Raw genomic sequence first — 20,822 nt, 5'->3', positions numbered from 1 at the left:
AGATGCTTGATTCCCGGATAAGACCGCTGATCGATCCGCCGCTCAACGCCATTGGCAAAGGGCTGGCGCGGGCAGGTGTCACAGCCAATCAGGTTACCCTCGCTGGCGCAGTGATCGGCATCGCTTCGGGCGTCGCCATCGGCTACCGCTATTATCTGCTGGGGCTGGCGCTGGTGCTGCTGAGCCGGCTGCTCGACGGGCTGGATGGAGCGGTCGCGCGCGCGACGAAGCAATCGGATTTTGGCGGTTATCTGGATATTGTCAGCGATTTTGCTTTCTACGTCGCGGTCCCGCTCGGCTTTGGTTTCGCCGTCGTTGCCAATCTACCATTCGCCATCATCCTGATCGCCAGCTTCACCCTGACCGGCATCAGTTTTCTTGCCTATGCGGTAATGGCGGCAAAACGGGGGCGTGAAACAAGTGCCCATGGGAAAAAGAGCTTCTTCTACAATACGGGGCTCGCCGAGGGTACGGAGACGATTATCGCCTTTGTGCTGATGTGCCTGCTGCCAAATAATTTTGCCATCATTGCGGTGATCTATTCGGCGATGTGCGTGATCACGGTGATCCAGCGGACCATAGCGGCGAAAGTTGACTTTCCTTGAATCGCCTGTGAGACAATTCATCGAGACGATGGACGGGCAATGAAAGCGGGCGCAGATTGAGCCGCAAATATGGCAGGAGTTGAGATGGCAGAAGGTATATGGGCAAAGCGGCTGAGCAAATTGGCCTTGATATTTGGCATCGCGGCGCCGCTTGTCGCGATGGCTGGCGTCACGCTCGCGCGCTATGACATCATTGGCAAACTTGCCGGGTTTTCCGGCATATTGGCCGGAGCGCTTATTGCGATTCTAGCCATTGTGACCGGGGCGATCGCGCTGATCTTGATCGTCAAAAATGGCGGCAGCAAGAAAGCTGCGTTTGTCGGATTGCTGGTGGCGCTGATCTATATCAGCTTCCTTGGTTCCCGCGCAGCGGCCGGCGGAGGCGTTCCTGCTATTCACGATATAACAACCGACCTCGCAAACCCGCCGCAATTTGTGGAGCTTTCGCTTCGACCGGATAATCTTGCCGGCGTTGATACGGTGGAAAACTGGCGCATTATCCATGCCAAAGGTTATCCCGATCTGAAAGCGGTGACAATTGCCAGACCGGTGGCCGAAACCATTGCTGACGCAGAAGAAATCGCCAGCCAGCTGGGTTGGGATATCGCCGTTGCTGACCCCGCCACCGGCCATTTCGAAGCCACCGCCAGTGTCTCCTATATTCGCTTCAAGGACGATGTCATTTTACGCGCTGTTCCGACAGATGATGACAAGGCCAGCATTGTCGACATGCGTTCTGTGAGCCGGGTTGGCGTCAGCGATCTCGGCGTGAATGCGAAGCGCATCCGATCCTTCCTTGATAGCCTGGCCGCAAAATGAATCTGGGCCGCAGCTTGAGTGTCCAGTCCTTTTGCGGCTGACCGGAAGAGCTTCATCCTTCGGTCAGATTGGAGCCATGAGGGGGCTTTCGCTGCCAATCGCGTTGTGAATCGATCCTTTCGCCAATAATAGCTGGGAAATGCCGCTGTTTTTTGGCACGATGGGGATCGGGCAAAGGACATCTGGATGACCAAGAAGAAAATCGCTGAATATCAATCGCATTTGCAAGACGTTCTGAACGCTCCGGAAGGAGCGCATATCGCGGCGCTGTTCGATTTCGACGGCACCATCATCGCCGGCTATTCGGCTACCGCGATGTTGTGGGAGAAAATCAAACGGCGGGAAATGACCGCCGAGGAAGTCGTCGAAACGATCAATGTGATGGCGCAATATAGCACCGGTAATATGGGTTTTTCGGGACTGATGACCGGCGCAGCGAAATTCATGAAAGGCGTCACCGAGGAAAGCTATTTCGAATTTGGCGAAGAGCTTTACGAAAAATATATCGCGCGCAAAGTCTATCCCGAGACACGGGCGCTGATTGAAGCCCATCGCGCCAAGGGCCATACCATTGCCATCGTCTCCTCCGCCACCATCTATCAGATCGAGCCAACCGCTCGCGATCTCGATATCGAGCATGTGCTTTGCTCGCAATATGAAGTCGAGAATGGTGAGTTTACCGGCAATATCATCCGGCCCCTATGCTTTGGCGAAGGCAAGGTGATCGCCGCGGAAAATCTCGCCGCGGATTATGATCTGGATCTCGACCAGAGCTATTTCTATTCGGACAGCTATGACGATATCGAATTGCTGGAACGGGTCGGCAATCCCAGGCCGCTGAACCCCAATAGTAAATTGCGCGAAGCAGCGCGCGAACATGACTGGCCTCTGGAAAAATATGAAAGCCGCGGGCAGGGCAAGCCGGTGGACTATATCCGGACGATTTACGCCACCGGGTCACTGATCGGTTCGGCGATCGCGTCACTGCCGATCTGGGCGCTGACCGGATCGCAGCGCGAGGCAATGAATTTTTCAACCGGCCTGTTCGGTGATATTGCGACCGCGCTGACCGGTTGCGAACTGGAAGTGACTGGCGAAGAAAATCTGTGGACATCGCGGCCCTGTATTTTCGTGTTCAACCATCAGAGCAAGGCTGATGTGATGATTCTTGCCAAGCTGATCCGCCGGGACATGGGCGGGGTGGCTAAGAAGGAGGTCCGGGATACGCCGGTGATCGGCAAGCTGATGGAATTGGCCGGCACCGTTTTCATTGACCGGGCCAATGCCGGCAGCGCGATCAAGGCGATGGCGCCGCTGATCGACGCGGTCAAGATTGACGGCAAATCCATCGTTATCGCGCCGGAGGGCACCCGCACCCTTTCGCCGAAACTGGGCCCGTTCAAAAAGGGCGCCTTCCATATGGCGATCCAGGCCGGTGTGCCGATGGTACCGATCGTCATCCACAATGCCGGAGATGTTGCTCCGAAAAATGAATTTCTGATGCGTCCTGCCAAGGTCAGGATTGATGTTCTGCCCGCCGTGGATACCAGCAAATGGTCGACCCGGACGATGAACCAGCATGTTGCTGAAGTGCGCGGCATGTTCCTCGAAGCGCTGGGGCAGGCGGAAGAAGAGGGTGCGCTCGACGCGCTGGTAAACGAGGAACGAGCGCCGACGAAAAAGACAAGCGGTGCCAAGCGACCCGTCAAGCCAGCCGCAGCGGCGAAAAAACCGGTGGCAAAAAAGACGGCGACGCGGAAGAAGGCCACCGTTCGGAAAGCTGGACCCAAAAAAATAGTAACAAAAAAATCCGTTGCAAAGCAGCCGGCAAATCGATCTACCCCAAAAAGCAAAGCCGCAGCCGCAAAGTCGACAACGACAGAAGCGGCGGAATAGGCTGAAATCAAGGAGCAGGGATGGACGAAGCAACGCAGATAGCAAATTCCGGAGCGCTGCTGGCGCAAGGCCCAAAGCTATTTGTGATCGACGCCCGCAATGGTGTCGAGCGGCGCTATCTGCTCGACTGGCTCCACACATCACTGGCCGAGGGTGGGCCGGGCGGAAAACTGAACTGGGTCAGTCTGCCCATATCCGATGAACGGGCGAAGATGCGCCTTGGTCGTCTGGCGGAAAAACTGAAAGAAAATCCGGATACCCTGGTCGTGCCAGTTCGCATTGCCTGGCGGATTCCCAATTTTGAAAAAAGCCGTGCGGTCAAAATGCGTCATGTCATTTTCGGTGATCCGCGAAATCCGGGCAGTTTTCGCGCCCGGTCCATTCTCTTGCGTGACAAGCGCCGTGCCCATTGCCTGACTGGTCAACCCGCTACGATTGGCGAACTCGAGCAACGCTTTGCCGAACTCAGCAAGGATTATGACCAGACCGACAATACGGAATTTGCCGCCTTCGTGGTTCGGCAGGCGGGGCTGGTGCTGGATATTGCCGAGCGCGGATTGCGCGGGCGTCGATACAAGGTGCCCCGGCATGTCGCCGACGGCCTGCGCAGCGATGCGCGATTCCGTGCCGCAATGACCCAGCTGTCCGTCGACATGGGTCAAAGCGAAGTTGCGCTGTATGAGCAAGCGGCAAAATATATGAAGGAACTGATCGCCCGGCCCAGTCCCTTGTTCATCGACATGAAGGCAAAGCTCGACCGGTTCATGCTGTCGCAGGGCTATGAAGACGACGTGGTTTTTGATCGCAAGGAACTGACCCGGTTGCGCAAGACCATGCGGGAATATCCGACGCTGCTGCTGTTTACCCACAAAACCTATATCGATGGCGTGACCGCCACTGATCTGGCCTATCAAAACGACTTGCCACTCATTCATCTATTTGGTGGCATCAATCTCGACTTTTTTGGCCTGGGTTTCATGTTACGCCGTGCGGGCACCATTTTCATTCGCCGGAGTTTCGAGAATAATCCCGTCTACAAGCTCGTTCTGCGTTATTATGTCAGCTATCTGCTCGAGAAACGCTTCCCGATGACCTGGGCATTTGAAGGGACGCGCTCGCGGCTCGGCAAGCTGATGCCGCCACGCTATGGCCTGCTCAAATATGTCATGGATAGCGCGCACAGCAACGATATCGAAAATGTGCATATCATTCCGGTGGTGACCAGTTTCGATCTGATCCGGGACGTCGAGGAATATGCCAGTGAGCAGACGGGGCGGATCAAGAAACCGGAGTCTCTCAGCTGGTTCATCGGCTATCTGCGCAGCCTGCGCGAACCGATGGGCAAGGTCTATGTGGATTTCGGCGAACCGGTGATTGTCAAAAAGGCACCCAATCCGAATGATCGGCTTGCCTTGTCCAAAATGGCATTTGAGGTCGCGGTGCAGGCCAATCGGGCGACGCCGCTGACGTTGACCTCGCTGATGTGCCTTTGCCTGCTCGGCACGGCTCCGCGGGCGATGACAGAAGATGAACTGCGCGCGGTGATAAATTTTCTGGTTGGCTGGGCCCGGGAACGGAACATCCGAATGAGCGAAGATCTGACCGACCAGAATCTTGAGGGTGTTCAGCGTGTTATCGAGACTCTGGTCAATAACGGGCTGCTCGTCCGTTATGACAAGGGTTCGACGCTGGTTTATGCGATCGAGCCGGACCAGCATCCGATTGCGAGCTATTATCGCAATACGATCATCCATCATTTTCTTGATAAGGCGATTATCGAATTGTCGATCCTGAAGGCGCGGGAAGTTAATGACCGAAGCGCGGCTGAAGTATTCTGGGAAGAGACCGACCGTCTGCGCGATCTGTTCAAGTTCGAGTTTTTCTACCCCGAGAAACAGCAATATCGCGAGAATTTGAAAGCGGAATTGCAGCGGGCAGATCCACAATGGAAGGCGAAGCTGGATGAGGGCGGTGTCAAGCTGGCCAGTCTGACCAACCGCTTTCAGCCGCTTATCGGCCATGCCGTGTTCTTGCCTTTCGTAGAAGCCTATACCATCGTCCTGGATATCTTGTCGCGGCTTGAGCCCGGCGATGCGATCGACAAGAAGAGTTGTGTGGAAACGGCGTTGAAAGAGGGGCGGCAGGCCTATCTGCTCCGTCGGATCACCAGCGAGGCCTCGATCGGCAAAATCCTGTTTGAAAATGGTTTTAAAATGGCTGCGGGTCTTGGCTTGACCGGGGAAACCACCCTGGAAACGATTGCCGAGCGCAAGGCCTTGTTGCGAAAATTCAGAGCGCTGTCCCGACGCATGGAAAAATCCCGGCTCGAACTGCTCGTGCTAGCCGACAAGATATTCGAATGATCGCGCTGTCGAAAGGACATGATTGATGACCGAGCAGAGCAATATAAGCCAGTTGAGTGCGCAGGACGCCCAGTTTCTCTATATTCAGTCCGCCACCAATCTGACCCATGTGATGGCCGTCTATATCTATGATCCATCGACCGCTCCCGGCGGCAAGGTGAGATTCAAGGACATTATCGAACATATGCGCAAGCGGCTGGACGTGTCGCCGATGTTCAAGCGGAAGTTATACCGTTTGCCGCTGGATATTGACCATCCCTATTGGGTTGAAGACGAACATTTCGATCTCGAGGCGCATATTTCGCATAGCCGACTGCCCGAACCCGGTGACTGGCGGCAATTTTGCATTCACGTGGCGCGCCATCACAGCAAGCCGCTGGATATGACCCGGCCACTCTGGGACATGTATGTGCTGGAGGGGCTCGACAATATCCCTGGCTATGCCAAGGGCAGCTATGCCATTTTGACGCGAATTCATCATAGCACCATCGATGGCGTGTCCGGCGCGCATTTCTTTGCCGCCATCTCGGACAAGGACACCAAAGGCACGCCGGCGATCCCGCTGCCGGAGGGCAGGGCAGCGGCAACCAATCTGCCAACCGTCGCCGAGATATTGAGCCGTGCCGTCAACAGCACGGTCACGTCACCGGTAAAATTGGCCCAGGCGCTGCTGAAATTTACGCCAGCGCTGCTCTCGACGGCGCAAAAAAGCCTGAAAGGCGGCGACGAGAAAACGAATAGCGGGGTTCCGGAAACGCGTTTCAATGGTCCGGTCACGCCCAATAAAATGTTCGATGCGGTCACATTTGATCTCGACGAGCTGAAGAAAATGCGTCTCAAAGTGAGTGATGCGACGATAAATGATGTGGTGCTCGCAATCTGCAGCGGCGCGTTGCGCCACTATCTGACCAAACATAAGGAACTTCCCAAAGAGTCGCTTGTGGCGGTGGCTCCCGTCAACGCGCGCAGCCGTTCGGGCGATGAAGCCAATCCCGGCAACAATATATCTGCGATGACGATCAAAATCTGGTCGAATATTGACGATCCGATCGAGCGTCTTGAAGCAATCAGGGATACGACGCGCGAAACCAAGGCGGCAAAGTCCGGGCTCAGTGCGCGGATCATGACCGATCTGACCAAGCATATTCCCGGTGTGACCATGGCCGGTGTGGCGCGCATCCTGACCGACGAACGATTTGCTCCGAAAATGAGCAACTTGATGGTTTCCAACGTTCCCGGCCCGCAGATTCAGCTGTATATGAACGGCGCGAAGCTCACTCATCAATATGGTCTGGCACCTCTGGCGCATGGCATGGGGCTGTTTATTGCCACGCCAAGCTATAATGGAACAATTTCCTTCAGCATCATTTCCGATCGCAAAATGATGCCCGATGTTGAGTTTTTCCGGGAATGCCTGCAAAGAGCATTCAACGAACTAAAGGATGCCAAGCCAAGTGCTGTCGCACGCCAGACCAAAAAAACGGTGGCGGCATCAAAAAAACCGGTTACGCCCAAAGATGGTTCGGTGATGTATCGACGGGTTGCCAAAAAACCCAGAGCGATTGCATCAAAAGCAATCGGCGGGAGCAAGCCGAAAGTGAAATAAGGAGCGGATAGATTGCACGCCGTCCGATTCCCGGGCGACGAATGCTACCATGTGTAATTTTGGTGAAAGAGTGAACCGAAGATGATCCTGAACACGACTTTGAAGATGGAAAAAGCCATGGCGCAGGCCAAGAGCTATTCCGAATGGTCGAAAGCCGCGAAAGCGCACGACAAATCCACCGGGGTCGACATATGGAAGACATCTGATGAGAGTAAGCATTTTGACTATACTTCCATCCGCCGCCGCCTGAAACGCCTTTCGAAGCTATGGAAGTCTCAAGACAATGCGGGACTGCTTTATGCTCTGAACGAAGGCATTCACGGAAATATGGATGGTATGGGCCATGCGCGGCTCTATCAAAAGGCGCGGTTCGGCACCAAGCAGCTGATTCAGGATTATGTCGACGCGATTGTGAATTCGCTGGAATATCTGGCAAGCGACAAGGTGACCGACATCCCGTTTGAGGAAAAGCTCGATTTCTTTCGCCGGGCGCAGCATTGCTATGGCCGTTCCGCATTTCTGATGAGCGGTTCCGGTGCCTATCTCTATTTTCATGTCGGTGTGGCAAAGGCGCTTTGGCAGGAGGGGTTGCTGCCTCACATCATGTCCGGCTCCAGCGGTGGCTCGGTCGTCGGCGCTCTGATAAGTACCCATACCGACAAGGAAATACCGCCATTTTTCAAGCCGGAAAACCTGATTATCGGTACCGAACATGAAGATGACGCACACGGCGGTTTTCTGGGTGGACCCAGTCGTATGCGAGCAGATGAAATACGCCAGCGTCTGACCAACTTGCTCCCCGATCTCACGTTTCAGGAGGCATATGAGCTCACCGGTCGCCATCTCAATGTTTCCATTGCACCGGCGGAAAAACATCAAACGTCTCGTCTGCTCAACGCCATTGCCTCTCCCAATGTCTATATTCGCGAAGCGGTTCTGGCCTCCTGCGCGGTTCCGGGCATTTATCCGCCGGTCACATTGGCCGCAAAAAACCATCGCGGTGAACGCGTGCCCTATCTGCCAAATCGCAAATGGGTTGATGGTTCGGTGACGCATGATCTGCCGGTCAAGCGGCTTGCGCGGCTCTACGGCGTCAATCACCATATTGTGAGCCAGGCCAATCCATTGGTCACGCCATTTGCCACTGATGTCAGTCACAAGCGCAATCCGCTTTCCTCGATCCGCAATGCGACAACGGCAACCATGAAAGCATGGCTCAACGCCAATGTGGAAATCATGCAGAAGCCACTATCCTATTTTCCGCGTTTGAACAGCATGGCCAATATGGCGCTGTCGGTGATCAATCAGGACTATACGGGTGATATCAATATCATCCGTCCGACTATGTTCTGGGGCCCTTCCAAGATTTTGAGCAACTTGCCGATTGAAGATATTGCCGAGTTGATCCAGCTTGGCGAGCGCACGACCTGGCCTAAAATCGAGATGGTTCGCACGCAGACCAAGATCAGCCAGACTCTGGACCGCATCCTGTTCGAATATGAAAATGAACTGACGCATGATCATGAATTGGTGATGAAGAGGAAGATCGCTTGAAACACACAGACGGGACGCTGACGCTTCCGACCGGGTCCAAGGCGGCCGGAGCGAAGTTGCATCTGCAAAAATGGCTTCCCGACGATGATCCCAAAGCGATAATTCTGCTCGTGCACGGCTATGCCGAACATGCCGGGCGCTATCAATATTTTGCCGAACATTGCGTGGGCAAAGGCTATGCGGTTTTTGCCGTCGACCATTGGGGGCATGGCCAATCGGATGGCACACCCGGATATGTACCCGGTTTCTCGGTATTTCACGATGGCGTCGACCAGTTGCTGGCATGCGCCAAGCAGGATTTTCCCGAGCTACCGGTGATGCTCGTTGGCCATAGTATGGGTGGATTGATCAGCGCCACCTACCTGCTGTCCCACCAGTCCAAATTTACCGCCTGTGTCCTGTCCGGTCCAGCGATAAAAGCAGCCGAGGAACCTTCTGCGTTTCTGAAGGCGATAAGCGGCTTTTTGTCCCGCTTTTTCCCGAAATTCGGTGTGATCGAACTTGATCCGAACGGCGTTAGCCGCGACCCACAGGTCGTCGCTGATTATCTTGCCGATCCCCTCGTTTACAACGGTAAAATGGGGGCCAGGCTGGCGGCAGAAATGCTGAACAACATGATCAAAATTCAAGAAAATGCCGGGCAGATTTCGCTGCCTATGCTGCTGCTTCATGGTGAAAAGGACAGTCTGGCTGCTGCCGAAGGTTCGAAATTTCTGGATAGTCACATATCCTCGAGCAAAAAGAAGCTCATAATATATCCGGAATTGTTTCACGAGATTTTCAATGAGCCTGAAAAAGATAAGGTTTTGAACGATATGACCGACTGGTTGGATAAACAACTGGTAGCGAGAGGAGTGTAAGTTGGAAGCAGTCGAAATTTTTCTGACCCTTTTGGGTTTTTTGATGGTGTCGCTGATTGCGGTCTATGTCCTGTTCCCGCGCACCTTATACGGTTTCCTGCGCAACAGTTTGCGGCGAAAAGGCAAGCTGACGGCAAAGTCCATCAAAGTTGGCGATATGATCTGGCCGTATCTCGAAGGTGGCCCATCAGATGCCGAGCCTTTGGTGCTGCTTCATGGTTTTGGCGGTGACAAGGATAACTGGGCGATGTACGCGCCAGAAATCGTCGGCAAATATCGCCTGATTGCTCCGGACTTGCCGGGATTCGGCGAGAATGTCCGGGACCTGGATCGTGATTATGACATGGCCACCCAGGCGGCGCGGGTGCGCGATTTTCTCGACGCAATGGGGATAGAAAAATGCCATATCGGTGGCAACAGCATGGGCGGTTTCGTCTCGCTGCGCTTTGCGCTGGATTATCCCGAACGCTTGCTCTCGATGACCTTGTTCAACAATGCAGGCGTTGTCGGAGCCAATGAAAGCGAGCTTCAGAAAGAGGCCCAGGCAGGTAAAAACCCGCTGGAGATCCACAGTCCCGACGACGTGAAGCGGATGCTTGCGTTTGTCGCGCACAAGCCGATGAAGGTCCTCGGGCAGTTCCGGAAGATTTTCTACGAAGATTTCGCCGTGCATCGCGAGTTGCTCGACAAGATTTTTTGGACTCTGGTCGAAGATGGCACCGTCAAACCACTGAATGATCAGCTCGATCAAGTGAAGGCGCCGACGCTGATCATCTGGGGCCGTCACGACCAGCTGATCGATGTCAGTTGCGTCAATGTGCTGGAGAATGGCATCCCCAATGCTGAATCGGTCGTGTTTGAAGATGTTGGTCATGTTCCGATGATCGAAAATCCCAAGGGAACCGCCAAACGCCATCTCGAGTTCCTTGCAAAATACTGAAATTCCCTTCAGTTTAGACCGGACGGACTCCCGCTAGAGGAGTTGTCGATGGAGCATATTTATGGAATTGAAAGTTGGATTGCTCGGCGGCGGGTCATGGGGCACCACGGTGGCGTCTTTGGTTTCGCGCAATGCGCCGATAAAACTCTGGGCGCGGGATCCCGAAACCGTCAGCGATATCAACAATAATCATTGCAACAGTAAATATTTGCCCGACGTAAATTTGCCCCATGCTTTGACCGCAACGTCCGAAATCGGCGAGGCGGTGTCTGGGGCCGATGTTCTGGTCATGGGAATACCCTCGAATAATTTTCGCAGTGTTTTGGAAGAGGCAAAACAATATCTCCGGCCATGGGTTCCGGTAATCAGCCTTACCAAGGGATTGGAACTGGCCACCAGCAAGCGGATGACCGAGGTTATCGAAGAAGTCCTTCCAGGTCATCCGGTCGGCGTTTTGACTGGCCCCAATCTGGCGCGCGAAATCATGGCCGGGCAGGCGGCGGCCAGCGTGATCTCGATGGAAGACGAGATTATCGTGAAACAGCTGCAGCAGCTTTTCCACTCGGGCCTGTTTCGCGTCTACACCAATACCGATCTTCTGGGTTGCGAATTGGGTGGCGTGCTCAAGAATATCATCGCCATCGCAGTCGGCATGGGGGATGGCCTGGGAGCCGGAGACAATACGCGTTCCGCTTTGATCACCAGAGGGCTTGCCGAAATCACGCGCCTGGGCGTCGCCATGGGCGGCAAACCCGAAACATTTGCGGGCCTGACCGGGATGGGCGACATGATCGCCACCTGCACCAGTCCGCTGAGCCGCAATCGTCATGTCGGTGTCGAGCTTGGCAAGGGGCGTCCTATTGATGAAATCATCGAAGAAATGCACATGGTGGCCGAGGGTGTGAAAAGTGCGCCGACAGTCATCGCTCTGGCCAAGAAATACGGCGTTGCCATGCCGATTGCCGAGGATGTTTTCGAGGTCACCAAAGGCAACCGGTCGGCTGTGCGTGCCTTCCGCGGATTGGTGAATCAATCAGCCGGAGCAGAGTCCGACGCGGGTTAAAAATTTCGCTGTCTGGCACGCCCAAACACCCCAAATTCGAACCAAAATGAGACAGTGATCGCGCAAGTTTGCAGCATATCTTGCGGAATATTAACCAATTTCGGAGAATTATTTTGACTCAAATGACTCAAAGATAAGCAAATTTCTGAATCAATTAAGCATGTTACAAATTCTTCTCGGTTTTACTTGCATTGGAATCGAGCATATCTTAAAATTTTACATGTTAAGCATAGGGATTTGTTAGGCTTTGTAACGTCGAACACCCTTGGCAGACATGGAGTATAATATGGACTTTCGCAGTCGCGCTGCCAATGAATTGGATCGGGATTTGTCTATCGAGACGAATGACATGTTGGTCCAGGCAGTGGCCAATTCGGAACCTGATATTTTCTCAAAACAGTTCCGCGAGATTGAGTTGCGATTTGATCGTTCTGACGAAATATTCTGGTGCTACATGAACCAGAAGTCACGCCCGAGCTATACCTACGAACTGGGCGACGAAATCCAACAGGTCCAGGACTGGATCCACTCCACCTATGCGCTGGAGGGTTTAAGAAATGCAGATCCCTTGCGCTATTTTGTTTGTGGTTCGCGAACACCCGGCATTTACAATCTTGGCGGTGATTTGAAACATTTCGCGGATTGCATCCGTCGTCGCGATCTCGGAGCATTGAAGAAATACGCCCGTACCTGTGTGCATATGCAATATGAAAACAGCACTGCCTTTGGCGCCCCGATCATCACATTGGCCCTCGTGCAGGGGGATGCACTGGGCGGTGGTTTTGAGCACGCACTGGCTTTTGACATATTGGTTGCCGAAAAAAGCGCTCGAATGGGATTACCGGAAATATTGTTTAATCTCTTTCCCGGGATGGGCGCTTACAGCTTTTTGCGGCAGCGTCTCGGCCGCAAGGATACCGAGCGTTTCATTCTCGAGGGAAAATTATTCTCTGCCACCGAATTATATGACATGGGTGTGGTCGATATATTGGCGGAAGACGGGATGGGCGAAGCTGCCATCGTCCAATATACCAAGGAAAATCGGAAGCGCTTCCACGCGGAACGGGCCGTCTATCGTGCCCGGAAAATCTCCGATCCGGTGAGCTTGGAAGAGTTGCTGGAAATCACCGACACCTGGGCTGAGACTGCGCTCTATCTGGAAGAAGCGGATGTCCGGAAGATGGAGCGGTTGGCTACAGCACAGGATCGTCGCATTTTGCGGTCACTTCGAGCCGTCTGACAACTGACTAGTTCAACGCAGCTTTTTCGGCAGATATTTTGTCGTGACCGGGTGTCGAAACGGCTTCCAGGCAATCGCGAATATCGGCAACTTGTTGTTCAATTTTTGCGAGATATTCGAACCGTCGTTCGCTGAATTCCTGTTCGGTAATCACTTCGAGCTTTGAACATGTTTCCACCAGGAAATTTGCCCCGATATTTGCGGCGCCGCTCTTGAACGCATGGGCATGGAAGCGGAAATCATCAACGGATTCATCGTCTATCGATTTGCTGAATGCGGTCAGTATCTCGCTGGCATCTTCCACATAGGCTTCGATGATGGATTGCACAAAAGCCTCATCTCCAATCGACAAAAGATAATTCAACTGTGTCGGATCAACGGCGGGGGGATCAGCCTTGCGAATTCGGGCTTCGATATTGCTGACCACTCGCAACGGATCGGAGTCGATTTTGCGCTCTGTGCGATCGATTCTATTGGTTGTCTGGGAAGCGATAACATCGATCAATTCCGTTGCCTCAATCGGCTTTGTAATCCTTAGATCCATGCCGGCGTCGAGACATTTTTTCTCGGTTTCCTCCGTAGAATCGGCTGTCAAACCAATGATCGGAACATGTTTCCGCGGACCCTCTATCTGACGCCAAAGTCTGCAGCATTCGATACCGCCCATGATCGGCATGTTCACATCCAGAAATACAATGTCAAAAGAACCATTTTCGAGCTCTTCCAGCGCTTTCTCTCCGTCCGCGACCACAGTAACTTCGTGGCCGGCATTGGCTAGTATCGTTTCGAGCACCATCTGGTTGGTTCGATTGTCATCGGCGACCAGCACCCGAACCGATGCGATTTCGGACGGTTGATCGTCGTCGTTCGATTCTGATTGTTCCCGCGCGCCCGAGCCGACAAATGAGCAGCCGATCTGAACTGCGCTGCGGATTGTACTGAAATCCGAACCTGCCGGCAGCAGCGTTGCGAACGCCGCCCGCAATTGAATATCCTTCAGATTTTTCGCTTTTCCTTCAGCAAACAGGACGGGGGGAAGTTTTGCATTGCGGAACGCGGACCATAAGGGAGATTGGTCATCATGATCGCTTGCGATGGCTTCATCCAGCAGCGCGATATCATAAAGTGCAAGATTGCGGTGACCGAGAATTTTTTCGATGTCGTCCGATTCATGATATTGGATATGGTCGATTTTAATGGGTTGCTTATCATCATTGCAGATAATCGGCGCATCGAGATCTCGCGTCAGCGATAGTATCCTGACGCTATCCTCATCCGCGCTAGAGTCTTCAGTTTCCCAAATTTCTGAAGGAAACGTGAGGGTAAATGTGCTGCCTGTGCCGAGCTCGCTATCCACAGAAATATGCCCACCCATCTGGTTGGCCTGTTGTCGGCATATCGCCAGTCCCAACCCGGTGCCTCCGAACTGGCGTGCAATAGTGTCATTCGCCTGCTGGAAGACTTCAAAGATTTTCTGTTGTGCATCGTCGGGAATGCCGGGGCCGGTGTCGGTTACCGAAACCCACATATGTTCATGGTCATTTGCTGAGCTGAATCCACATCTCAATGTGATCGATCCGGATTCGGTAAATTTTACAGCATTGCTGGTCAGGTTGATGAGAATGTTGCGGATATAATCGAGCTGCCCTGAAATGATCTGGTCGCTGCTCGGCTCTGCCTGAAGGATGATTTTGAGCTTCTTGTCGTCGGCAGCGATCTGCATGATATCACGAACCTCGGACAGAATATCCACCAGAGAAAATAGTTTCGGTTCAGGCAGTTCATCGCGAGATTCCGAATGCGCAAAGTTCAGAAGCTGATTGATCAGGTGCAGCAAATGACGCCCGGCGGAAACGCTGGTAGCGATCATCTGATGCTGTTTCTCCGGCAGCTTCATGTCAAGCAAGTGGGTTCCATAGCCAATGATGGCGTTCAAAGGGGTGCGCAATTCATGGCTGATGCTGGCAAGAAACAGGCTCTTGGCCTTATTTGCTGCCTCAGCTTCTTCCTTGGCTTGCGAGATTTTGGTTATCAGCGTCGAGCAATATGCCGGTATCACTACCAGTGCGACCAGCAAGCCGATCGACAGTGAGGGGCTGTTGCGCCAATAGTCGACGGTATAGATTGTCCATCCAAAGGCAATAGCCGCCATCGCCGAGGCCAGATACAGCCAGTTCACGCCAAAACGAAAGCCGTTGCCGAGAATGACCCACAGGAATGCGGGATAAACGGCTGCAAAGCTCTCGCCGCCGATCTGGAAGAGGAAGGCTCCGGCACCGAAATCTATACAAAGCCCCATGAAACGCCTCACACTCGAAGGCTTGGGGTGCAGGTGATAGGCAATAGCAACTGCGATGCTAACAACGAAATAGACGCCGAAGCCGATGATCAAATCGGCAGAAGAACCCAAGATAGCGAAAGCTGACCATGCCAGAATTATCAAAATGATCCGGTTCTTGATCATTTCATGCTCACGATCACGCGCCTGACCATCCATGCCACTTTTTGGGTGCCTATGGTGCTTATGCGACTTAGTCGGGGCGCTTGATGTTCTGGACAGCAATGTTGTTAGCCTTTTGCCGCGCGGCTGGGCGGATCATTTTCCCTGCCGTCAAATAGTTTGCCGAGATCTTCGGCCCGTTGCGGACGTGCGATCTTGAATCCCTGAATCTCATCGCAGCCCGAAACGCGTAGCAAATCCAGCTGGGCATCATTCTCAACCCCTTCGGCAACCACGCGCATGTCCAGCGCATGCGCCAGATGCGCGATGGTTCCAATGATCGCGCGATCCGCTGCGCTATGCTCAATCCGCGAAATAAAGGTGCGATCAATTTTGAGGCAATTTGCGGGCAGGTCTCTCAGATATTGCAGGGAGGAATAGCCGGTTCCGAAATCGTCAATGGAGATTCCTACGCCATGGCTGCGAATACGCTGCAGCGTCGCTCTGACTTCTTCATTATTGTCGATCAGCAATTCTTCGGTGATCTCGATGGTGATCTTCGATGGTGCAATGCCATTGGCTTCAATATTTGCCAGCAATTCATCGCAAAGATTTTGATTTTGGAATTGTCTCGGTGAAACGTTGATCGCAACGCGTGGCAGATCAATGCCCCGATCTGCATATGATTTTATTTCACGGCATACTTCACCAATGACCCAGCTGCCGAGAATGTCCATGAGGCCGCTTTCATCGGCAACCCGAATAAACTGGATCGGCAGCAACCGCCCTCGACGTGGATGATCCCATCTGATCAGAGCTTCCAAGCCGACATATTCAAGCGATTGGGCATCGACAATTGGCTGATATTCAAGCGCGAACTGATTTTCGTTAAATGCATCACGCAATTCGTTTTCCAGTGCTGCATCGGCCTGGGCAATTTCGTTCATGTCTTCCGAGAAAAACCGATAACAGTTTCGACCGTTTGCCTTGGCATCATACATGGCAAGATCCGCCATGCGCAGAACTTCTTCATATTCATCGCCGTCGTTGGGGATGAGGCTTACACCTATTGATGCACTGATCACCTGACCCACGCCGCTGATCGCATAGGGTTCGTTGATCGCCTTCAGAAGCTTGGTGCAGCGCGAATTGATTGAATCTATATTTTCGAATTTGCTCAAAATGATAGCAAACTCGTCACCACCGATGCGCGCGGCAAAATCTTCGGGACCGATGACCTTGGAAATACGTTCTGCAACTTCGCGCAAAAGCGCGTCGCCGCTATGGTGGCCACGGGTATCGTTGATGACTTTGAAGCGATCCAGATCAAGCAGCAAAAGAGCGGATTGGCTGTTCGCTTTCTTGCAATTTGCAATGGTTGATTTGACATTTTCAGCAAGCAACACGCGATTGGGAAGCCCGGTCAGCATGTCATGCAATGCCAGGTGTGTTCTATGCTCTTCGGCAAACTTCCGGGCCGTTATATCAACCGCGGTTGTCAGAACGCCAATTGTCTCACCTTTATGATTGAGCAGTGGCGATTTGTTACAATGAAAAACCAGGTCGACACCGTCGCTGGTGATTTTCTCTTCATAATGCGGAATGGCAAGGCTTGATTTCAGAACAAGTGCGTCCCGTCGGCGGGTATTGGCAGCCAGAGTGGGCTCGAAATTATTGGCAAAATCCGTGCCCACCATTTCATCGGGGTCTTTGTCAAACAACGCGGATTGATAGGCGTTTGTGAACAGGCATTTCCCCGAACGATCGGTAGCGTTGATCATGATCGGTATCGTGTCGATAATTTGTTCAAGCATGCTTTTGCCTGTGCCCTCGTTTGAGGCCGTCGCACCAAATGCTGAATGTTTGCGCCCAATTTCCGACGCGCGCTTTCGCAGAGTCACACTTTTTTTGCTTTGGGTCAGCAGCGACATAGCGCGACTGCAGAATTCGACATGCGAAACTGGGCTTTGCAGGAAGTCGGTGGCACCAGCATCAAGAGCAGCAAGCCGACACTCGCGGTCCTGATGCGCTGTGATGACAATCGCAGGAATTTCGCTGGCGCCAGGCATCATCCTGACTTTCCGGATAAATTCTGCACCGTTCATCTGAGGCATGCGATAGTCGACAACCATCAAATCCGCTTTGTTGTCACGCAGCCACTCCAGCGCCTCGATAGGGTCAGCATAAGTGATGGCGGAATATTTTTCCCCCATCAACGTCACAAACTGGGCATAGATCCTCAGATTGGTGGGCCGATCATCGACTATTAAAACGCGCGTGTTCATGATTGGAAGAACTACAGGCCTATGTTCAATATAAGGTTAACGCCGATTTGCAGGCTCATTTTTCCATTTTTGGCTTGATCAGGGGACTTTTGGCGTGGCCAGGGTTAACGTCAAGCGTTCAAACGGCGATATAGGCCAAGCGGAGGGTGCCGACATCAGGGCAACTGCTATTCTCGATGTGCGGAGACCTCCCGATAATGATTTCGCTGCTCATAATATTGCGCGATCCGATTTTCTAAATTCTGCCACGATTATTGCTACAAAATATGCTGCGGCTTTGATTTATAATGAATAAGAAAATCAATGGCTTAGGAAATTGGTCGGGAAGAGAGGATTCGAACCTCCGGCCCCGGCGTCCCGAACGCCGTACTCTACCAGGCTGAGCTACTTCCCGATCCATTTGCATTTTCACGCGCAAGGAACGTGTTGAAAGAGTATATGCTAGTCCGATTTGCGGTTCAAGCCATAGCCAAAGAGTCTTGCAAAAACTCCGTCCTGGCCACGATTCAACTGGATTTGGTTGAGGATATGACCAGAGCGGTCTAGCGTTTGCAGAAGACATGGTTGGAGATTGATGGTTTGATTCCCGGACAGCATTATGAGCAGCAATATCTAGACCTGATGCGGCAAATCTGGACGCAGGGTGATGAACGTGTTGATCGCACCGGTGTGGGCACGCGCGCCATCTTCGGCGTGACGATGCGCTTCGATCTCGCCGATGATGCTATTCCGCTGCTAACGACCAAGCGCGTGTTCTGGAAAACGGCGACACGGGAAATGCTCTGGTTCCTCACCGGCGACACCAATATCCGCGAGTTGGTGAAGCAAAAGGTGCATATCTGGACCGACTGGCCGCTCGACAAATATCGCAAGCAAACCGGCGAGCATATTGACCGGGATGCTTTTGAACAGCGGATTATCGAAGATGATGGTTTCGCCGCAAAATGGGGCGATCTGGGCCCGGTCTATGGCAAACAATGGGTCGACTGGCCGCGCTATTCACCGGTCGGCGAGGGGCTATATCGTCGCGAAGAAAAGGGTATCAACCAGATCGCCGCGCTGATCGACGGGATCAGGAACAACCCCGGTTCCCGGCGTCATATTTTCACTGGCTGGAATGTCGCCGAACTGGACCAAATGGCCTTGCCACCCTGTCACAAGACCTATCAGTTTTACGTCTCCGGCGGGAAATTGTCGGGGCTACTCTATCAACGCAGTTGCGATCTTGGCCTTGGCTTTGCATTCAATGTCTTTTCGGCGGCATTGCTGATCCGGATGATCGCGCAGCAATGTGATCTCGAGCCGGGTGAACTGGTTTGGAATGGCGGTGATGTGCATCTCTATCTCAATCATGCCGATCTGGTGGAAGAGCAGATCGCGCGCGCGCCCTCGGGCGCTCCAAAACTGAAAATCCTGCGCAAGCCCGATTCGGTTTTTGACTATGATATTGGGGATTTCGAGGTGCAAGATTATGAACCCCAGTCCCATATTTCCGCGCCAGTAGCTGTTTGATTCAGCAAAAGGGCAGGGAGATTGACCTAAATTTGGTTTTGTAATATTGTAACATCTAGTTGAACGAATATTGCAGCGCAACAATTGCGCGATTCTTGCTGGAGAGGCCCGATGGCTGACGAAAAAACCAAAAGCAATTTACCGCCACTGACTCTGCATGTGCCTGAGCCAAAATTCCGTCCGGGTGATGTGGTTGACTATAGTGATCTGGATATTCCTCCAGCCGGCGCCCAGGCGCGGCCGGACATAAATACCGCACCGAAAGATATGCGGGATATGGCCAATGACATGATCCGCGTACTGGATGACGACCACAAGGCCGTTGGTCCATGGGATCCGAAGCTGGATGACGAAATATTGCTCAAGATGCTCCGCACGATGGTGCAGGTGCGCACTTTTGATGATCGGCTGCATCGCCAGCAACGTCAGGGCAAAACCAGTTTCTACATGAAATGCACCGGCGAGGAGGCAACATCGGTTGCCGCCGCCATGGCCTTGCATGGCGATGATATGTGTTTCCCGAGCTATCGCCAGCAAGGCATATTATTTGTTCGCGGCTATCCGATGATCGAGATGGTCAATCAGATATTCTCGAACAAGGCGGACAAGCTCAAGGGTCGGCAACTGCCGATCATGTATAGCTCGCGGGAGCTGAATTTCTTTACCGTTTCGGGCAATCTGACCACGCAATATCCGCAGGCAGTGGGTTGGGCGATGGCCAGCGCGAGCAAGGGCGATAGCCGGATTGCTGCTGTGTGGTGCGGCGAAGGATCGACCGCCGAGGGTGATTTCCACGCGGCGATGACATTTGCCGCTGTCTATAATGCGCCGGTGATCATGAATGTCGTCAACAACCAGTGGGCGATTTCGTCCTTCTCCGGATTTGCCGGTGCCGAGCGGGCCACCTTTGCCGCGCGCGGCGTCGGCTATGGTATCGCCGCCTTGCGTGTCGACGGCAATGATCCGCTGGCCGTCTATGCGGCCACGAGCTGGGCGGCAGAACGGGCACGGACCAATCAGGGCCCGACCTTGATCGAACATTTCACCTATCGCGCCGAAGCCCATAGCACGTCGGATGATCCGACGGCTTACCGCAGCGCGCAGGAGCGCGAGGAATGGCCGCTTGGTGATCCGATCATGCGGCTCAACAAGCATCTGATCCATCGTGGTGTCTGGAGCGTCGAGCGGCAGGAGCAGCTGGACGCGGAATCTCTGCTAGCGGTCAAGGAAGCGGTCACCGAAGCCGCCAAAAACGGCATATTGGGCCATGGCCTGCACCAGCCGTTTGAAACCATGTTTCAGGATGTGTTTGAAGAAATGCCCTGGCACCTCAAGGAACAGGCTGCACAGGCGAATAAAGAGCGGGAAATCAAATGGCCGTCATGAACATGATAGAGGCCATCAACAGCGGCCTTGAAACGATGATGCAACGCGACGAGAATGTCGTGATCATGGGCGAAGATGTCGGCTATTTCGGCGGTGTTTTCCGGGCGACCGCCGGTCTTCAGGAAAAATTTGGCAAGACGCGCTGTTTTGATACGCCGATATCCGAATGCGGCATCATCGGCGCGGCGGTGGGCATGTGTGCTTATGGTTTGCGGCCAGTGCCGGAAATTCAGTTTGCCGACTATATCTATCC

Annotated in this window: 14 protein-coding genes, 1 tRNA gene and 2 pseudogenes; 13 read left to right on the top strand and 4 right to left on the bottom strand. The window is 53.3% G+C overall.

Annotated elements, in window-relative coordinates; translation table 11 throughout:
- Positions 1 to 2: 2 nt before the first annotated feature.
- The 10 genes from V7665_RS02635 to V7665_RS02590 all read left to right on the top strand — a co-directional run bounded on the left by V7665_RS02635 (position 3) and on the right by V7665_RS02590 (position 12,946).
- Positions 3 to 605 carry a CDP-alcohol phosphatidyltransferase family protein gene (locus tag V7665_RS02635; protein ID WP_335662980.1) on the top strand — a complete coding sequence of 201 codons (603 nt, stop codon included), beginning with the start codon at positions 3 to 5 and terminating at the stop codon, positions 603 to 605.
- Positions 606 to 689: 84 nt separating this feature from the next.
- The gene (locus V7665_RS02630) at positions 690 to 1,424 is read left to right on the top strand and encodes a DUF1499 domain-containing protein (protein WP_335662979.1); all 735 of its coding nucleotides are present in this window, start codon (positions 690 to 692) and stop codon (positions 1,422 to 1,424) included.
- Between the two features lie 186 nt (positions 1,425 to 1,610).
- The gene (locus V7665_RS02625) at positions 1,611 to 3,320 is read left to right on the top strand and encodes an HAD-IB family hydrolase (protein WP_335662978.1); all 1,710 of its coding nucleotides are present in this window, start codon (positions 1,611 to 1,613) and stop codon (positions 3,318 to 3,320) included.
- A 20-nt stretch (positions 3,321 to 3,340) separates the two neighbouring features.
- Complete coding sequence (locus V7665_RS02620; RefSeq protein ID WP_335662977.1) at positions 3,341 to 5,683, top strand: glycerol-3-phosphate 1-O-acyltransferase; 2,343 nt, start codon at positions 3,341 to 3,343, stop codon at positions 5,681 to 5,683.
- Positions 5,684 to 5,708: 25 nt separating this feature from the next.
- Positions 5,709 to 7,289: a WS/DGAT/MGAT family O-acyltransferase gene (locus tag V7665_RS02615; protein ID WP_335662976.1), complete on the top strand. Its 1,581-nt coding sequence runs from the start codon at positions 5,709 to 5,711 to the stop codon at positions 7,287 to 7,289.
- Positions 7,290 to 7,370: 81 nt separating this feature from the next.
- Positions 7,371 to 8,843, top strand: a complete 1,473-nt coding sequence (locus tag V7665_RS02610) for a DUF3336 domain-containing protein (protein ID WP_335662975.1) — start codon at positions 7,371 to 7,373, stop codon at positions 8,841 to 8,843.
- Positions 8,840 to 9,703, top strand: coding sequence for an alpha/beta hydrolase (locus V7665_RS02605; RefSeq protein WP_335662974.1), 864 nt, complete (start codon positions 8,840 to 8,842; stop codon positions 9,701 to 9,703). The genes V7665_RS02610 and V7665_RS02605 overlap by 4 nt, the downstream gene beginning before the upstream one ends.
- Position 9,704: 1 nt before the next feature.
- The gene (locus V7665_RS02600) at positions 9,705 to 10,643 is read left to right on the top strand and encodes an alpha/beta fold hydrolase (RefSeq protein WP_335662973.1); all 939 of its coding nucleotides are present in this window, start codon (positions 9,705 to 9,707) and stop codon (positions 10,641 to 10,643) included.
- A 61-nt stretch (positions 10,644 to 10,704) separates the two neighbouring features.
- The gene (locus V7665_RS02595) at positions 10,705 to 11,706 is read left to right on the top strand and encodes an NAD(P)H-dependent glycerol-3-phosphate dehydrogenase (protein WP_335662972.1); all 1,002 of its coding nucleotides are present in this window, start codon (positions 10,705 to 10,707) and stop codon (positions 11,704 to 11,706) included.
- A 286-nt stretch (positions 11,707 to 11,992) separates the two neighbouring features.
- Positions 11,993 to 12,946, top strand: a complete 954-nt coding sequence (locus tag V7665_RS02590; RefSeq protein WP_335662971.1) for a crotonase/enoyl-CoA hydratase family protein — start codon at positions 11,993 to 11,995, stop codon at positions 12,944 to 12,946.
- Positions 12,947 to 12,953: 7 nt separating this feature from the next.
- On the opposite strand, the gene V7665_RS02585 is transcribed toward V7665_RS02590, so the two are convergent.
- The 4 genes and pseudogenes from V7665_RS02585 to V7665_RS02575 all read right to left on the bottom strand — a co-directional run bounded on the left by V7665_RS02585 (position 12,954) and on the right by V7665_RS02575 (position 18,065).
- Positions 12,954 to 15,509, bottom strand: coding sequence for an ATP-binding protein (locus V7665_RS02585; RefSeq protein ID WP_335662970.1), 2,556 nt, complete (start codon positions 15,507 to 15,509; stop codon positions 12,954 to 12,956).
- Between the two features lie 5 nt (positions 15,510 to 15,514).
- Complete coding sequence (locus tag V7665_RS02580; RefSeq protein ID WP_335662969.1) at positions 15,515 to 17,200, bottom strand: sensor domain-containing protein; 1,686 nt, start codon at positions 17,198 to 17,200, stop codon at positions 15,515 to 15,517.
- 138 nt (positions 17,201 to 17,338) lie between these two features.
- Positions 17,339 to 17,671: pseudogene (locus V7665_RS13890) on the bottom strand (response regulator); the annotation flags it as partial.
- Between the two features lie 317 nt (positions 17,672 to 17,988).
- Positions 17,989 to 18,065 (bottom strand) — tRNA-Pro (locus V7665_RS02575).
- A 155-nt stretch (positions 18,066 to 18,220) separates the two neighbouring features.
- Here V7665_RS02575 and thyA point away from each other — a divergent pair.
- The 3 genes and pseudogenes from thyA to V7665_RS02560 form a co-directional block, all read left to right on the top strand.
- Positions 18,221 to 19,183 carry a thymidylate synthase gene (thyA, locus tag V7665_RS02570; protein ID WP_442955158.1) on the top strand — a complete coding sequence of 321 codons (963 nt, stop codon included), beginning with the start codon at positions 18,221 to 18,223 and terminating at the stop codon, positions 19,181 to 19,183.
- Between the two features lie 111 nt (positions 19,184 to 19,294).
- A complete protein-coding gene (locus V7665_RS02565) occupies positions 19,295 to 20,569 on the top strand; it encodes a 3-methyl-2-oxobutanoate dehydrogenase (2-methylpropanoyl-transferring) subunit alpha (RefSeq protein ID WP_335662968.1) in 1,275 nt (424 codons plus the stop codon).
- Positions 20,566 to 20,822, top strand: a pseudogene (locus V7665_RS02560) (alpha-ketoacid dehydrogenase subunit beta); the annotation flags it as partial. The gene V7665_RS02565 and the pseudogene V7665_RS02560, both read left to right, overlap by 4 nt.

This window comes from Parasphingorhabdus sp., assembly GCF_036964675.1.
GTDB lineage: Bacteria > Pseudomonadota > Alphaproteobacteria > Sphingomonadales > Sphingomonadaceae > Parasphingorhabdus.
This window is presented reverse-complemented; position numbering and strand designations above follow the sequence as displayed.

Coding starts and splice junctions, on each gene's coding strand:
- V7665_RS02620 (WP_335662977.1), top strand. CDS start 3,341: ATGGACGAAGCAACGCAGATAGCAAATTCCGGAGCGCTGCTGGCGCAA.
- V7665_RS02615 (WP_335662976.1), top strand. CDS start 5,709: ATGACCGAGCAGAGCAATATAAGCCAGTTGAGTGCGCAGGACGCCCAG.
- V7665_RS02595 (WP_335662972.1), top strand. CDS start 10,705: ATGGAATTGAAAGTTGGATTGCTCGGCGGCGGGTCATGGGGCACCACG.
- V7665_RS02625 (WP_335662978.1), top strand. CDS start 1,611: ATGACCAAGAAGAAAATCGCTGAATATCAATCGCATTTGCAAGACGTT.
- V7665_RS02580 (WP_335662969.1), bottom strand. CDS start 17,200: ATGCTTGAACAAATTATCGACACGATACCGATCATGATCAACGCTACC.
- V7665_RS02635 (WP_335662980.1), top strand. CDS start 3: ATGCTTGATTCCCGGATAAGACCGCTGATCGATCCGCCGCTCAACGCC.
- V7665_RS02610 (WP_335662975.1), top strand. CDS start 7,371: ATGATCCTGAACACGACTTTGAAGATGGAAAAAGCCATGGCGCAGGCC.
- V7665_RS02630 (WP_335662979.1), top strand. CDS start 690: ATGGCAGAAGGTATATGGGCAAAGCGGCTGAGCAAATTGGCCTTGATA.
- V7665_RS02590 (WP_335662971.1), top strand. CDS start 11,993: ATGGACTTTCGCAGTCGCGCTGCCAATGAATTGGATCGGGATTTGTCT.
- V7665_RS02565 (WP_335662968.1), top strand. CDS start 19,295: ATGGCTGACGAAAAAACCAAAAGCAATTTACCGCCACTGACTCTGCAT.